Raw genomic sequence first — 15,644 nt, 5'->3', positions numbered from 1 at the left:
CGTCTCCCTTTCGCTGCGACTGTCGATCCTCTTTCAGGGCTGCGCTAGTCCGCCACCGCGCGCCGCGGCATTGTCTCTCGCAATAGCGACGAGCCGATCAAAGTCACCACTGTGCAACGACTCGAGTCCAGGGTCGTTGCGCAATCGCCGCTCATCGGCGAAACCCGCTTCGACGGCTTGGCCAAGAAGCGTCTTCGCGCTTTCCTCTTGCCCCATCGCAACCCGCGTCAACGCGTGGTCAAACAGCATTTTCGCCGTGTCGGGATGGCGCGCACCGTTAACCCGTCGACTACGCAACACCGCCTCCTCGTAAAGCAGATCCGCGTCGTAGAGACGGCCTAGGCCAGCGTATGCATTCGCCAAACCATGCCTAGCACGCAGGGTGGTTGGGTGCTCTTCGCCCAATGCATCTAGGAGCGTCGTGGACACCTGTCGGAACAGCGACCGGGCGGCGCCGAAGCGCTTCTGTGCCAGGTACACCTGACCGAGGCCCACCAACGATGCCAGGGTCTTAGGGTGGTCTGCGCCGAGCGCTGTTTCTTGCGACCTCACGACTCTGTCGTAACCGGCTAACGCCTCGTCGAGGCGCCCCTGTAATCGGTAAAGGCGCGATAGCCACCCCTGCGTGGTGATGGTGTTCGGATGCTCCCCACCGAGCACCCGCCGGCGTGCCTCTAAGGTGGCGGTCAGCATGGGCTCAGCATCCGCGTATCGGCCTAGCTCAACGCGCACCTCGGCAACGCTTTGCAAGGACTCGAGCGTACTCGGATGTTCGTCGCCGAGAATCCGCCGAGTCCCCTCGTAGGCCTCGAGGTAGTAGCGCTCCGAATCCACTAGGCGCCCCTGCAGGGCGTAGTTGTAGGCCAGTCCGTGCGCATCAAACGTGCGCAGGTCATTGTCGCCGCGCACCCGACGCAACCTCCCAAGCACCTCGGCAGAGAGCGCCCCCGCCTCCTCGAGGCGCCCTTGGCTGCGGTACAAGCGTGACAAGCGGTCCATGTCCGCAAGGGTTTCGGGCGCATCTTCCCCTAGCTGTCGTTGATAGATCGCGAGGTTGCGCTGATACAGACCCTCCGCCTCCTCGAGGCGACCGAGCTGGTGGTAGATCACGGCCAGGTTTCCCGTCGCCCGCAGCGTTTGCAGATGCTGCGGACCTAGCAGTTGGGCTCGCGTTTCCATGATCTCACGCATCAGCCCTTGGGCATCCTGGTAGCGGCCCTGATCCACGTACAGGGCGGCTAGCACGTTGACCACCTCCAAGGTCTCTACGTGCACATCGCCGTACAGGGCCCGGCGGGCTGTGAGCGCTTGCTCGATCAGCTTGCCGGCCTCCGGGTATACGCCGAGCGCGCGGTACGCCTCCCCCATGGTGGCTAACAGCTCCGCCCGTACCTCGGGCTGGTCTTCGAGCGCACCATCGATGTTGGCGGCCCCCCGATCCAGTACCTGCCTGAGTGTGATGGGACCGCCACCCGTTGACTCGTAGGGGTCGGCGCCGGCGAATAGTTCGCTCAGGAACTCAGCGACGAAACCCTTCGCTTGCGCCTCTCGGTTCGCGCGATCTCGCTCGGTGGCGATGCGCCCGGCTTGAACCGTCATGGTCACCGCAAATCCCACGAGGGCGATAAACGCCAGCGACACCACCGCCACGGTCCCGAGGTTTCGACGCACGAATCGGCGGGCGAAATAGGCCCACGCTGGCGGGCGCGCCTCGATCGGCTCGTGGCGCAGGTGCCGATCGAGGTCCTTTGCAAGCTCGCGTGGGGAAGGATAGCGCTCGCCGCGCTCGTAGGAGATCGCCTTGAGGACGATTGCGTCGAGATCCCCCTCCACGGCTCGCTGCAAGCTCGCCGCTGAGATCCCTCTCGCGGCGGCAATCGCCTGCACGTGCGCTGCACTCTGTCGAGCCAGCCAATTCGCAGGCCCAATGGTCCGATCGCTGCGCAAGCGCTCTACCAACGTGTGTAAAGACTCATCCGGGGGAAAGGGAAGATCACCGGCGATCAGCTGGCACAGCAGCAAGCCTAGCGAGTAGACGTCGCTTCGCGTATCCAAATCCCTCTTGCCGGTGGCACCGATGGCTTCCGGACTCATGTACACGGGGGAGCCCGCGACCGAGGCCTGGGAGACGGCGCCTCTCTCACCGCCCGCACTGAACGCGCGCGCGATACCAAAGTCGATGACCTTGACCACCGGCTGCCCATCTACGAGCGTCACCAACACGTTGGCCGGCTTCAGATCACGGTGCAGTAGGCCCTTCTCGTGAGCGTGCGCCACGCCGGCGCAAACCTGCTGGAACAGTCCGAGGCGCTGCTCCACGCCGGCCGTGGTGCGGTCGCACCACGCGAGAATGGTCTGCGCTTGCTCGACCAGCTCCATGACCACGAACGGCGTGCCGTCGGGCGTGGTCCCGTTGTCGTACATGGTCGCAACGTTCGGGTGCTGCATGCGCGCAAGCGCCTGCGCCTCGAGCGCAAAGCGGGCGCGATCGCGCTCGGACTGAAAGGCGTGGGTGACCTTGAGCGCCACCTGGCGTTCGACAGGCTCTGTTTGCTCCGCCAGGTACACGGTGCCCATGCCCCCGGCGCCGAGCTGACGCACCACGCGGTAGCGTCCGATCGCACTCGGCACAGGCTCCGCGGCATCGGCCCCAGTCTGATCGACCGTCTCTTCGATGGTCACCTGTTCGAGGGCGGGTTCGGCCATGAAGGACGTGCCCTCCAGACGCGCATCGGCAGCGATCAGCTCCCGCAGACGGTCGATGAGCGTGGGGTGCTCGCTGGCCAGTTCATCGAGGCGCACCGCTCTGTGCTCTGGTGCGAGCTCGAGAAGCTCATCTACCAATGCGTCAATCGTGGCGTAGTCGTCCGAGCTTGCAGTCATGTCAGCCCCGTACTCAGGTCGCAGTGTCGTCGGCCCCACCGGAGGTGGCGCGGCTCGACATCAGCGCAGTTGCCAGGCACCCCACTCTTTAGTCCGCCTGGCGCGATCGACGGCTGCTTTGTGTCATGGAGACTCGCGAGCACTAGCAGGCACCCCCAACAAAACCGATGCGAGGGCACACGTGGTATCCAACGCGCCGGCGGTAGCTCGCTCGCGTCACGGATGCAACAAACCGATCCACCAGTGTCGGCACATCCAGTACACCCAAGCGGTGCGCTACATCGATCTTGCCGGTCATTTCCATCACCGCAATGGCCATCTCTGGCGTGGCTGAGCGGCGCTGAAGTTCGGCGAACCAGTGGAGTTGTTCACCGCTTCCATCTGGTAGATACATTGAGCAGACGGCTTGGCGGTATGTTGGCGGGTCCTGTGCCCAGCCGTAGCGGATCAGCTCCATCATGGCACGCTGTTGGCTCCTTGCCGCCTGATCGCGCTCCTGGCGGCCCTGGGCGAAAGCCCCCGCCAGGATGAGGTGGCTGACGCGCTCCGGATGGCGGGCAGCGTACTCGACCGCAAAAGGCCCCCTGAGAGATACCGATTAGCGGGAAGCGTTCTAGCTCCAAAGCGTCCACGACGGTTTCGAGATCCTCGACGCAATCCTCCAAGCTAAGCGCCTCGATATCACGCTGAGACAGGCCGCAGCCGCGCTCGTCGTAGCGGACCAGTGTGCGCTGCGCCGAAACCAGGGCGAACCAATGGCGCCACACCGGACTCTCCCAGTCGTATTCCAGGTGATTCAGTCAATTGGCCGCCTTGACGATCAGTGCTCCCTCGCCCGACGTCGCATAAGCCTGGCGTATCCCGCTCGGCGTACGCACGTAGCGTGTCTTCTGCTCGATGAGCGTCTGGTTGATCTCGATGAAAGCTCTGGTCCAATCATGGGCACGCAGCAGCGTGGATCTCCAGCGCGACGCTGTATCGCCTCTGCCATGCCCACCGCCTGTGCGAATTGAGAGCGACTCGCTGCCTCACACTTGTCACAGAAGCGACACCGCGTTGTAAGCCATGAGCCGTATGTTGGCGCGTTGCCGTGACTGGCGTTGTAGTCGATTGCGCCGAACCGCTGCCTTTTCGACGGCTGCACCCACGACGCGCGCCCTACGCCGGTCACTTCGCTCAATGCAAACACGGGAGAACCCTATGCGTAGGCAACGCTTCATCGGCGCAGCTTTGCTCCTCGCGAGCGCGCTTGGCGCTGAGCACGCGGCAGCACAAACGCTGTCCGACCTGCTCATCAACGAGGTGGTCGTCACGCCCACCGCTGGCGAGTTCGTCGAGATCATCAACACCGGATCGGTCAGCTTGGACCTTACCGACGTCTACCTGACCGACGCGACCTTCGCCGGTGACAGCGTCTTTTACTTCAAGATCGTTACGGGCGATCTGGCGCAGGCTGGCGGTGGCGGCTTCTCGGACTGGCATGCACGTTTCCCCACCGGTGCCACCATCGCCCCGGGTGAGCTGCAAACCGTCTCCCTTGCTGGCGCCACAGAGTTTTTCGGTGAGTATGGCGCCCTGCCAACCTACGAGATGTGCGACACGGACAGGGCCGTGCCCGACATGCTCGAAGCCCTCGTCGGCTCGATCGACTGCGCCGCCAACAGTCCCGGCTTCACCAACGGCGGCGAGTTCCTCGTCCTCTACACTTGGGACGGCGCGTCGGACCTGGTGGCGGACATCGACTACCTCGTGTGGGGTGACAAGGACGAGGCGGTGGACAAGAGCGGAGCGTCTATCGATGGCCCCGATGGCGACATGGACCCGAGCACCTACCAGTCCGACACGGCCATCGCCACCCAGGCTGTGGTGGCAGCGGGCGGACACGCAGGTGGTGACGCCTTCGCTCGCGCTGACCCAAGCGAGGGAGCTGAAGTCCAGGACGGCGGCAACGGAGTGAGTGGCGCGGACGAGACCTCCGAAGACCTCTTCAGCACCTATTGCCAGGCCGCCGCCACGCCAGGCGTAAGCAACGACTGCGAGCCGCCCCCACCGCCAGTCGATGCGACCCTAGTGCTGAACGAATTCCAGTACGATCCTGCCTCGGACACTGCGGGCGACGCTAACGGTGACGGCATTCGCGACGGCTCTGAGGATGAGTTCATCGAGCTGGTCAACGCGGGCACCGACGTCCTCGACATCTCCGACTGGACCATCGCCGACCAGGTAGATGTGCGCCATGAGTTCGCGCCAGGTACCCTACTCGCACCGAACTGCGGAATCGTGGTCTTCGGCGGAGGCGCCCCAACGGGCGAATTCGGCGGCTTCACCGTCGCTACCGCCTCCAGCGGCCTACTGGGCCTCAACAACGGCGGAGACACCATCTTCATTGCCGATGGGTCCGGCGCACTGGTGACCGAGTTTACCTACGATGGTAGCTTGGCGGCTGATCAGTCCGCGACGCGCGACCCTGACCTGCTCGGCGCCTTCGTGCCCCATACCACGGCCATCGGCGGCGAGGGTGCGTTGTTCTCGCCGGGCAAGCGGGTCGACGAGAGCGAGTTCGGCGACTGCAGCGGGCCGGTCCTCACGCTGATCCACGATATCCAGGGCGCACAGCACCGCTCGCCCTTGGAAGGACAGGTAGTGAGCGTCGAGGCCCTTGTCACGGTGGTCACGGCGGATGGGTTCTATCTTCAGGAAGAGGACATCGATGCAGACGGTGACCCTGCCACGTCCGAAGGCATCTTCGTGTTCAACGGCAGCAACGCCAAGCCCACCGTCGGCGATCTGGTGCAAATCACCGACGAGGTCGAGGAGTTCCGCCCGGGCGATAACCGCACCACTATCACGCAGTTCGTGTTCCCGAACTTCACCATCATGTCCTCCGCTAACCCTCTCCCCACGCCGGTGGTACTCGGCGTCGATCGGGTGCAGCCTACGCAGATCATCGACAACGACAGCGTCGACACGATCAACATCGAGATCGACGGCAGCTTCGACGCAAACGAGGACGGCATCGACTTCTATGAGAGTCTCGAGGGCATGCTCGTGCAGGCCAACGACCTGTTCGTCTCCGGTGGCACCACGGTCTTCGGCAGCACCGCACCGGGCAACGTCGAGCTCTACACCCTCGTAGACAACGGCGCCAACGCAGGACCGCGCACGATCAACGGCGGCGTCTACATCGCGCCCAGCGACTTCAATCCCGAGAACCTCGTACTCAACAATGAGATCGTGCAGCTACCGCTGGACGCCAAGGCAGGCGACCTGATCCCGGGCGCCGTTACCGGCATCATCACATCCAACTTCGGCAAGTACTTCCTGCAGCCCACAAGCGCGCTCGGCACGGTGATCGACGGCGCCTTGCCCCCCGAGAGCACCACCTTGATCGGCGATGCCGAGCGCCTAACGGTGGCAAGCTACAACGTCGAGAACCTCGATCCGCAAGACGGTGATGGGGATGCCGATGTGGCCGACGGCAAGTTCATCGCTATCGCCAGCAGTATCGTCAATCAGCTTGGCTCACCCGACATCATCGGCCTGCAGGAGATGCAGGACAGCAGCGGATCCCTGGACGACGGCATCGTGGATGCCGAGCTCACGGCGGCAGAGCTGATCGTGCACATCGAGGCCGAGGGCGGACCCACCTACGAGTACGTAGAAGTGGCTCCCTTCGATCGCGACAACGGCGGCCAGCCAGGCGGCAACATCCGCACGGCGCTGCTCTACAACCCAGCGCGCGTGCGCTTCGTGGAAAGCGGCAATGCGGGCGCAGGTGATGCCGTGGACGCTATCGACGGCCCCGGCGTGCCCGATCTCACCCTGAGCCCAGGACTCATCGATCCGAGCCAATTCGTCGATAGCCGCAAGCCCATCGTGGGCGAGTTTCTGTTCAACGGTCAAACCGTCTACGTGGTATCCAACCACTGGAACTCGAAGTCTGGCGATAGCGGTCTGTTCGATGTCCTACAGCCGCCGGTACTATTCTCTGAGACGGAGCGTCTCGTGCAGAGCGACGCGGTCACCGCCTTCGTCCAGGACCTCCTCACCTTGAACCCAAGCGTCAAGCTCGTCGTATTAGGTGATCTGAACGACTTCGAATTCTCCTCGCCTGTGCAGCAGCTGGTGGATGCGGGGCTTACCAATCTCGTGGAGACGATTCCCCCAAGTGAACGGTATTCGTTCGTTTTCAACGGAAACTCACAGGTGCTCGACCATGTGCTGGTCAGTCCGTCCTTGGCGGGCGATGCGCTCTTGGACATGGTGCACGTGAACGCTGATTTCGCCGAAACGCAGAACCGCGCATCGGACCACGACCCCTTGGCGGCTAGCCTGTTCTTGCCAACGCGTGCTGATGAGACGTTCGCCTACTACCGAGATTCGGTGGGTGCGGGCAGCATCGTGGGCGAAGGCGTGGATGAGGCCCAGACCCGGAGGCGCCTCGCGCGCGTCGGTGGGCTCATCGTGCGCCTGGATCTGCGCCTGGACGGCGGCCAAAACGCGGCTTCCTGCGCACTCTTGGACGCGCTCAACAGCCTCACCGACGGGGTGGGCGACGACTTTGTGAGCGGCGACGGCGTTGCCGAGCTGCGCACCCGTTTCGAAAGCATCGCGGCGGGGGCGGGCTGCCAGTAGCTGCACAGCTGCCATCCCTGATGGCCTTCGCTGATCGTACCCCGCCCAGGGGAGCACAACCCCGTCGGCGCCGCGTCGACACACGCTGGCTCCAGGGCGCTGTTCGCGAACGAGGCGCTGAGGTTGCTGAGGGAGCCGACGTCGGGTCGGCTCCCTCTGAAGCGCCTTTAAAGCTCGCTAGCTACGCCGCCCCTGGAGAGCCCGGCGGTGTGCCCAGCAGACCCTTCAGCAGGTGCTAGTCTCGCTTGTTGACCAGCCTATCGTCATCGCAATCGGCATCGCAGCGATGGCCGAACCCGTCGCCGGCGCTATCTCGCTGCTCGGCGATGGTCGCGAGCAGGCAGTTGTCTGCGATGCTGCCATCATCGACGAGCGGTAGCGCGATCACCGTGCCGTCGCGATGGGTCACCAGGGCCATGACCTCGGCATCTGGATCAGGCCGACGCAGTTGTGTAGCTGCGCGACGATCGACCAGCCAGGCGCCCAACTCGCCACTCTCGCCGTGCTTCGGCACGACCTCAGTCTCCAGCGCCGAAGCAAGCACTCCGACCTGGAGTGCACACGTTCGCTCCAAGCACCGGCTCCATTTGGCCAGGTACGTAGGCTGACCCAAAGCGTCGGGATCGTGGCTGGGAACCCGTATCGGTCCGCCGGCGATGATCAGGTTCCGCTGAGCACAGATGTTCCTGACTCGCAGGCCCGTGCGATAATCCGGGCCGCCTGCCACCGAGACCATCCCCGAGGACCCCCATGGCCCAGTACGTCTACACCATGAACCGCGTCAGCAAAATCGTGCCGCCCAAGCGCACGATTCTGCGCGACATCAGCCTGAGCTTCTTCCCCGGCGCCAAAATCGGCGTGCTCGGCCTAAACGGTGCGGGGAAATCGACGCTCCTGCGAATCATGGCCGGCGTGGACAAGGAGATCGACGGTGAGGCTCGCCCGCAACCCAACCTCTACGTGGGCTACCTAGAGCAGGAGCCTCATCTCAATCCGGAGAAGGACGTGCGCGGCAACGTCGAAGACGGCCTCGGCGAGATCAAGCGCCAACTCGACCGCTTCGACGAGATCTCCATGAAGATGGCCGAGCCCATGTCGGATGACGAAATGAATGCGCTTCTCGAAGAGCAGGGCACGCTACAGGACGCCATCGACTCCGCCGGCGGCTGGGAGATCGACCGCAAGCTCGAGATCGCCGCTGACGCTCTGCGCCTGCCGCCCTGGGATGGCGACGTGACCAAACTCTCGGGCGGTGAGCGTCGTCGTGTGGCCCTGTGCCGCCTGCTGCTGTCCGAGCCCGACATGCTGCTCCTCGACGAGCCCACCAACCACCTCGACGCCGAGTCCGTAGGCTGGCTGGAGCGCTTCCTCGAGCGCTACGAGGGCACCGTGGTGGCGGTGACCCACGATCGCTACTTCCTCGACAACGTCGCTGGCTGGATCCTGGAGCTCGACCGCGGCCACGGCATCCCCTGGGAGGGCAATTACTCTACCTGGCTCGACCAGAAGGAAAAGCGCCTGGCGCAGGAAGAGAAGGAGAACGACGCCCGGCGCAAGGCCATGGAGAAGGAGCTCGAGTGGGTGCGCTCGAATCCGAAGGCGCGCCAGGCCAAAAGCAAGGCTCGCCTCGCGCGTTTCGACGAGCTGCAGAAGCAGGATTTCCAAAAGCGCAACGAGACCCAGGAGATCTACATCCCACCCGGCGAGCGCCTCGGTGATCAGGTGATCGAGGTGGAGAACCTCCGAAAGGGCTTCGGCGACAAGTTGCTGGTGGACGATGTGAGCTTCTCGATCCCACCGGGCGCGATCGTCGGTATCATCGGCCCCAACGGCGCCGGCAAGACCACCCTCTTCCGCATGCTCACGGGCGTTGAGCAGCCGGACGGCGGCGAGGTGCGCCTTGGCAGCACGGTAAAGCTCGCCTACGTGGATCAATCCCGCGACGATCTGCCGGACGACAAGACCGTGTGGGAGACGATCTCCGATGGCCTCGACCTGATTAAGGTGGGCACCTACGAGACGCCCTCGCGCGCCTACTGCGGCCGCTTCAACTTCAAGGGCTCCCAGCAGCAGCAGCTGGTGGGCGACCTCTCTGGCGGTGAGCGCAACCGCCTCCACCTCGCGCGCCTGCTGAAGTCTGGCGGCAACGTCCTGCTGCTCGACGAGCCGACCAACGACCTCGACGTGGAGACGCTTCGTGCCCTCGAAGAGGCGCTGCTCGCGTTCCCGGGCTGCGCGGTGGTGATCAGCCACGATCGCTGGTTCCTCGATCGTATAGCCACTCACATTCTCGCCTTCGAGGGCAACTCCAAGGTGACGTTCTTCAACGGCAATTATACGGAGTACGAGGAGGACCGTAAGGCACGGCTCGGCGATGAGGCGAAGCAGCCTCACCGGGTGCAGTACAAGTCGCTCACTGGCTAGCGGTGTGTGGCGGGGACTGCTTAGCGCGGCCCCCCAACCCTTGCGCTGCTCGATCTCCCGCCGTCGCATAGGCATGCCGTCGATGAGACCGAACACGGCCTTGAGATCGAGGGAACGCGCGCGCAGTTTCACGCCGCCGTCCTTGCCGATCAGCACTACGCGGTGGCCTTGCGCAAGATAGATCAGCCCGCGTTCACCGAATCCGTCCGCTAGCGGACCTGGATAGTTGCTTAGCACGTCACCATCCTGAAAGACGAACCATAAGGTGTCGCGATCGCGAAGCTCGGCGTCCTGTTCCCTCAAAAGCACCGTCTCGCGGTCACTGGGGCGATTCGCGACGACCAATAGCACCCGGTACTCCCACCGCAGCTGACTCAAGGCACCCAGTACCGGCGCAGCTTTCGGTGGCTCCTCCTGGCACAGCGCAGGCACCCCCTGCATCGCCATAAGCCCGCCGAGCACGACGGCGATCCACTGCCGCGCACGAACCGATTTCTCCGCTCTGGGAAATGCGGGTCCGGGTAGGGTCAAGGGTGGGGTCGATACGCTCACGTACTCTCGCTCAGTCTGTTGATGTAGCTGCCTGCGCCGCCCAGTGCTGCAGCGTCTGCTGGATTTGCTCTACAACGGGCTTCGCTGCCTGGGTGCTACCGGCGAGGCGCACCTGGCTCAACGCCCCCCACCACATCGCCAACAAAAACTCCGCCCTGCCGGAGGGGTCGTCGACACCGCTCGCCGCCAGCGCGGCCTGGAAGTGATGAATGAACAGGGCGCGATAGGACGCTATTCGCTCGCGTATCGGCTCGGTGGAGGGCCCGAGTTCGAACACCGTGTTCACGACCAGACAGCCACTGCGGCGCGGATCGCCAACGTCCGCCGGGTCGGCGACGAAGGCTTGGAACAACACGCCGATGGCCTCGATGCTCGGCGTAGCAAACACCTGTTCCAGGGTCTGCGACGCCATCTGCGTGTACGTGTCCAGGGCTCGCAGGAACAGCTGCTCCTTGTCGCCGAACACATTCGCTAGCCCCTTGCCATCCACACCGGTCGCTTCCTGGAGCGAGCGAATCGTCGTGCTCTCATAGCCACACTGCCAAAACGCCAGCATCGCCTGTTGCACGACGTTCGCTTCGTCAAACTTCCGTGGTCTGCCCATATTTACATCAGTTGTTGTAATTCAGAACCGAAACGGCTATTTTTACATCGTAAGAAGTAAAACCTCGCATCGGAGACAACCCTAATGCGCATAGCCAAGCAGCTCACCGTGCACGCCCCCTTGGCGCGAGTGTGGAAGATCATTGCAGAAGACTACGACCAGGTCGGTGCCTGGGCCAGCGCCGTCGCAACATCCCGCGAGAACACGCAGGCGACGTCGGTCAACGGCTCGCCGGTTGGCGGGCGCATTTGCGAGACCACCCTTGGCCCCTTCAAGGAGACCATCCGCCGATACTCGCCGGCGGAGAAACTGCTCGAATACTCGGCCACAGGCGAGAAGATGCCCTTCTTCGTCCGCGGCTTGCGCGGTCGCTGGCAGCTCACGGACGCCGGTGCTCACGCCACTCGGGTCAGCCTCGAGTTCAACGCCTCCCTGATGTTCCCGTTCTCATTGCTCATGGGGTGGATGATGCGGATACAATTCTCCAAGGCGATCAACACCACCCTGGAGGAGCTGGTGCACTACGCGCAGACAGGCAAGATCCACGCGCGTAAGGTGGCACTACTAGCCGCCGCCACGCGACGCTGAGCGGGGACGGAGGCAACGGCGCCTACGTCCACCCTCGCTCAAAACGACGGCGTTGCGAAGTCGGTGGCCGCGTGTACCTGCCACTCGAAGGCTTGCTCAGCCGCAAAACGCACCTCGCTATAGAGCTGGTGGCCGTTGCGCCCGTTGGTGAGCATGACGATACCATCGCCGCTGTCGAGGTGGCCTTCAATCCACGCGCGGTAACTGTCGTTGGCACCTCCGTGATGGAACACCCGGTTGGAACCCTCACCGTTTAGGCGCGGGCCGAGGCCGTGCCAACTCTGCGGCACCCGCTGCATCATGTCCGCGATGATCTGCGGCGGTAGGAAGTCGTCGTCACCGCGTGCTGAGTTGATGAGCGTGGCGACGAAGGCGCCTAGGTCGTTGGCGCTGGTCCACAAGCCGGACGCGGCCATCTCCGGCATCGCCTCCCAGCCGCGCGGCAGCGCCGTGGGCTCGCCGTCGGCATTGTGGGCACGGGCGATGTTGCCGTGGCTCGCCGGCAGGGGATTGGCGAAGGTGCTGCGCGCCATGCCGACGGGGTCGAACACGTAGCGCGTCGAGGCCTCGAGGTAGTCGAGCCTAGTGACATCCTCCACGAGCACTTGGCTGACCGTGGTGCCGCCGCCCGAGTAATCCATGCGCGTGCCCGGCTTGAAGGTGACCCGCACCGCGCGGTGCTTGGCCGGTGGCTCACCGTTCAAGGTTTGCAGGGCTGTTGGCAAGGCCTCGCCAGGTTGGAAGTCGCCGAAACCGTGCTGACTGAAGCCTGCCGTATGCGAGAGGATCGCTCGCAAGGTGACGGGCTGCTGCCGCGTGTGTCGACTCGTCTTCACGGACCATGAGCGCAGGTACTCGTTTACGTCCGTATCGACATCCAGTTCGCCCTGCGCTTGCAGGCGTAGCACGAGAGCCGCGTTCACCATCTTGCTAACGGAACCGACGGAGAACACCGTGTCCGCATCCACCGGCATCTCCTCCCCGGCAAGCTTGGTACCGTAACCTCGCGCCCACATCACCTGTCCGTCTTCCAGGATGGCCACGGCCACCGCCGGCACGCCGTGATGCGAGAGCCGTTCTTCGATCGTGTATTGCCGGGCTGCAGAGTCGCCGCGAGACGCGCGCTCCACGAGGCCCGTCTCAAAGGCTTGGATGCGGGGATGGTCCGCCGTGTACGGCTCGGCCGAACAGCAGAAGGGGGCGCACAGGATCAACACGCCAACGTGGGCAGCGATTCTAGAAAGCACAGCTCAACTCCTCAACACAGCATCCCATTGCGATGCAGGGAAGCTCCGATCGGTCGCTGAATGGTGCTCTAGTGTCCTGTCCGGTTAGTTCGTTGAAGAATTCGCACGGGGCTTTTTGCTCCTGAGCGCGGCGCGACGACGAGCGTGGCAGGCCCCACGGGAGGAGGAGCAACGTGCTCAGGGGGGAAAAGAACCCGCAAATTCTTCAACGAACTAACCGGACAGGACACTAGCGTTCACCCCAAACTGCGCGCGATCGCCGGTTAGCCGCAGTCGCTTCGACGAGTGCTACCCACCACGCGGGATCTATGCGCCAGAACCGCAAGGGGCAGTGAAGCTCACCGCCCCTACGGCTAGGCGAGCGGGCAGCGCTCGCCAATCAATCGATCATTCGAGTCGCCTACTGACCGGCAGAGGAGCTGCTGGGCCCCACAACGCCTGGGTTCAGCGCGCACGCACCCGCGGTGATCGCAATAGGCGTATCGTCCTGCAGGAACGTCGGGATGCCCGCGTCGATAGCGATCAGATCACCGGTCGCGCCACTGAAGTTGAACAACCACACCCAGGCGTCACGGCCCAGGGCAATCGCCACCTCACAGCCAGCCTGGGCTGAGCACGCGGACAGCCAGTTGCCATCACCACGATTGCGGGTCACGTTCATCGCGCTGTCAGAACCCCCACAGTCGTAGTTCTTCCAGGTGCCTTCCACGCCCACGCCCTGAGTGATGTTGATTTCGAAACCATCGCAGAAGTTGACGAAATCCACACACAGGGTTTGAGCGTTCGCGCCCGCTGCACTCAGCAGCAAGGCTGCCATCAAAGCGATCTTCTTCATGGGTGTCACCTATTCTAGTTGTTGTTCGGCGCAAGCCTGCGCCGCAGGAAAGCGCTCGGGATCGTGTTGTTACTTGTATTCATCGAATCCGTGCGCTCCTCAACCGTACCTAGACACCTAGATGCCATGTCAACTGATCAGGGATTCTGGGCATAAGATCAGCCATCCTTCGCCGACACCCGTTCACGGGTACGTGCGCTGAAGGCCTCAATCGCTTGGATTACATGGAGATACACGCAAGGGAGTGTCGCGGCGACCTGCGCACCGTGAGCTCAAGCTAGAGTCTTTCGGTAACGTACAGGAGGCGCTTGCGCTTGAGGATCGTGCAAACTTTACGGAACGGGGCTTGGGCGGGCGACCGGAAGAGGCGGCTGGGTGACCCGCAGTTCTCCCCGGGCGGATGCACGCCGATCACCTGTCGATGGCGACCGCGCTTGGTCCGTTCAAGGCGCGCGAGACCGCCGACGCATGCACCAAAGGCTAATCAGCCCACTTGCTGTCAAAGGCAACCCTGCGGGCACAGGCACCGGCGAGGGCTGTCCATCCGGCAACGCCACCACGATCCGCGAGCCGGAGTTCACCCCACCGTTGATCCATGAGATGTCCAGGGAAGATGCGCCTGCAACGAGGCTGCACAGGACGATGGAAGCGCCGAGACGCAATAGCAGCGTTGGCATGGCCGACTACTGCCGAGACGATTCGAGGCGTTCGTTTGTGGACAACATGAGACTCTGGGAGATTCAATCCTGCATCGCACAGGGAATGGTCGTTCGTTGATACGAGTTCCCGACGCGCTCTCCCGTCTTTGTAGGAAGCGACAGCGACAGCATGCACGCCTCAGCAGCTTGGTGGATGGGACGAGCGGCATCTCCCTACGCCTCCACGCCAATTGCAATCCAGCTCAGGGTCACCGACCATTTCCGCCATGAGAAGACCCACTCCCATGCTGGCGGCGTGCGAGGCCGCGCGGGTAGCGTTTGCCCTCGCGCTATTTGCGATCCCGGCGGCGCAAGCCGCTGACGTCGAGGCGCCTACGCAATGCCCCGCGCAAGTCGACTCGATCGCCCTGACGCCGCAAAGCGCCGTGCGCGAACTCAACAAGGCGCCCCGCTACACCCAGGGTCTCCTGGTGCACGACGGCCGCCTGTACGAAAGCGCAGGCATGTTCGGACACTCGGGTGTCTACGCGCTGGCCATGGATGGGAAGGACCTGTCCCGCTTGACCACCCTCGACGACTCACGCTTCGGCGAGGGACTCGCGATCCTGGACGGCAAGGCCTACAACCTGACCTGGCGCTCGCAACAGGCGTACGTGTACGACATTCAGGCGGATGGCAACTTCGAGGCAACGGACCCCGCAACCCTCAGCTACGATGGCGAGGGCTGGGGACTCACCCCTTACGATGGTCAGCTGCTGTTGAGCGACGGCACTGCGACTATGCGCCTGGTGGATCCATCAGATTTCTCCGTGACACGCGAGATCGCCGTGCTCGCCGGGAAACGCCCTGTAACGGGGCTCAACGAACTTGAGGCGGTCGGCGACCATGTGCTGGCCAACCTCTACGGGCCGCCGATTATCTTGGCCATCGACGTGGGCACAGGCTGCGTCACGCTAGCCATCGACGGCTCCCCCCTAGCCAAGGCCGTGCGCCCGGTGCTCTCGACCGGCCCGGACGCGATTTGCGGCAGCTTCGGCTGCACGGCGGGTGACTATGTCCTGAACGGCATCGCCTACGAGGCAGAGCGGGACGAGATATACGTCACGGGGAAGAACTGGCCGACAATCTACGTCTTCGCCAACCCTTTGGCGTCGAGGCGCTGAGTAGACCTCCAAACCTAGGTAGTTATCCGAATCTAGAGGCGAGGGGTGCTGGGG

At 63.6% G+C, this 15,644-nt stretch carries 10 protein-coding genes; 4 read left to right on the top strand and 6 right to left on the bottom strand.

Going from position 1 to position 15,644, the window contains the following annotated elements:
• Positions 1–33: 33 nt before the first annotated feature.
• Positions 34–2,883 carry a serine/threonine-protein kinase gene (locus tag AAGA68_17690; GenBank protein MEM9386898.1) on the bottom strand — a complete coding sequence of 950 codons (2,850 nt, stop codon included), beginning with the start codon at positions 2,881–2,883 and terminating at the stop codon, positions 34–36.
• Positions 2,884–3,025: 142 nt separating this feature from the next.
• Positions 3,026–3,343: a hypothetical protein gene (locus AAGA68_17685; protein MEM9386897.1), complete on the bottom strand. Its 318-nt coding sequence runs from the start codon at positions 3,341–3,343 to the stop codon at positions 3,026–3,028.
• Between the two features lie 740 nt (positions 3,344–4,083).
• Here AAGA68_17685 and AAGA68_17680 point away from each other — a divergent pair.
• The gene (locus tag AAGA68_17680) at positions 4,084–7,518 is read left to right on the top strand and encodes a lamin tail domain-containing protein (protein MEM9386896.1); all 3,435 of its coding nucleotides are present in this window, start codon (positions 4,084–4,086) and stop codon (positions 7,516–7,518) included.
• 235 nt (positions 7,519–7,753) lie between these two features.
• Here the strand turns inward: AAGA68_17680 and AAGA68_17675 are convergent, their stop codons facing one another.
• Positions 7,754–8,032, bottom strand: coding sequence for a hypothetical protein (locus AAGA68_17675; protein MEM9386895.1), 279 nt, complete (start codon positions 8,030–8,032; stop codon positions 7,754–7,756).
• Positions 8,033–8,268: 236 nt separating this feature from the next.
• Between AAGA68_17675 and ettA the strand changes: the two genes are divergently transcribed.
• Positions 8,269–9,942 carry an energy-dependent translational throttle protein EttA gene (gene ettA / locus AAGA68_17670; GenBank protein MEM9386894.1) on the top strand — a complete coding sequence of 558 codons (1,674 nt, stop codon included), beginning with the start codon at positions 8,269–8,271 and terminating at the stop codon, positions 9,940–9,942.
• 562 nt (positions 9,943–10,504) lie between these two features.
• Here ettA and AAGA68_17665 read toward each other — a convergent pair.
• A complete protein-coding gene (locus AAGA68_17665; protein ID MEM9386893.1) occupies positions 10,505–11,098 on the bottom strand; it encodes a TetR/AcrR family transcriptional regulator in 594 nt (197 codons plus the stop codon).
• Positions 11,099–11,182: 84 nt separating this feature from the next.
• On the opposite strand from AAGA68_17665, the gene AAGA68_17660 reads away from it, so the two are divergent.
• Positions 11,183–11,686, top strand: a complete 504-nt coding sequence (locus AAGA68_17660) for an SRPBCC family protein (GenBank protein ID MEM9386892.1) — start codon at positions 11,183–11,185, stop codon at positions 11,684–11,686.
• A gap of 38 nt (positions 11,687–11,724) precedes the next feature.
• Here AAGA68_17660 and AAGA68_17655 read toward each other — a convergent pair whose 3' ends face one another.
• Both AAGA68_17655 and AAGA68_17650 read right to left on the bottom strand, forming a co-directional pair.
• Positions 11,725–12,933 (bottom strand): serine hydrolase domain-containing protein, encoded by a 1,209-nt coding sequence (locus AAGA68_17655; protein MEM9386891.1) that lies wholly within the window; start codon positions 12,931–12,933, stop codon positions 11,725–11,727.
• 400 nt (positions 12,934–13,333) lie between these two features.
• On the bottom strand, positions 13,334–13,768 hold the full coding sequence (locus tag AAGA68_17650) for a hypothetical protein (GenBank protein MEM9386890.1): 435 nt from the start codon (positions 13,766–13,768) through the stop codon (positions 13,334–13,336).
• Positions 13,769–14,693: 925 nt separating this feature from the next.
• Here AAGA68_17650 and AAGA68_17645 point away from each other — a divergent pair.
• Complete coding sequence (locus tag AAGA68_17645; GenBank protein ID MEM9386889.1) at positions 14,694–15,590, top strand: glutaminyl-peptide cyclotransferase; 897 nt, start codon at positions 14,694–14,696, stop codon at positions 15,588–15,590.
• Positions 15,591–15,644: the final 54 nt, after the last annotated feature.

This window comes from Pseudomonadota bacterium, assembly GCA_039193195.1.
Classification (GTDB): Bacteria; Pseudomonadota; Gammaproteobacteria; order Steroidobacterales; family JBCBZW01; genus JBCBZW01.
This window is presented reverse-complemented; position numbering and strand designations above follow the sequence as displayed.

What these genes read in the sequence shown, in the direction of transcription:
- AAGA68_17690 (MEM9386898.1), bottom strand. Translation starts at nt 2,883, where the DNA reads ATGACTGCAAGCTCGGACGACTACGCCACGATTGACGCATTGGTAGAT.
- AAGA68_17645 (MEM9386889.1), top strand. Translation starts at nt 14,694, where the DNA reads ATGAGAAGACCCACTCCCATGCTGGCGGCGTGCGAGGCCGCGCGGGTA.
- AAGA68_17680 (MEM9386896.1), top strand. Translation starts at nt 4,084, where the DNA reads ATGCGTAGGCAACGCTTCATCGGCGCAGCTTTGCTCCTCGCGAGCGCG.
- AAGA68_17665 (MEM9386893.1), bottom strand. Translation starts at nt 11,098, where the DNA reads ATGGGCAGACCACGGAAGTTTGACGAAGCGAACGTCGTGCAACAGGCG.
- AAGA68_17650 (MEM9386890.1), bottom strand. Translation starts at nt 13,768, where the DNA reads ATGAAGAAGATCGCTTTGATGGCAGCCTTGCTGCTGAGTGCAGCGGGC.
- AAGA68_17685 (MEM9386897.1), bottom strand. Translation starts at nt 3,343, where the DNA reads ATGATGGAGCTGATCCGCTACGGCTGGGCACAGGACCCGCCAACATAC.
- ettA (MEM9386894.1), top strand. Translation starts at nt 8,269, where the DNA reads ATGGCCCAGTACGTCTACACCATGAACCGCGTCAGCAAAATCGTGCCG.
- AAGA68_17660 (MEM9386892.1), top strand. Translation starts at nt 11,183, where the DNA reads ATGCGCATAGCCAAGCAGCTCACCGTGCACGCCCCCTTGGCGCGAGTG.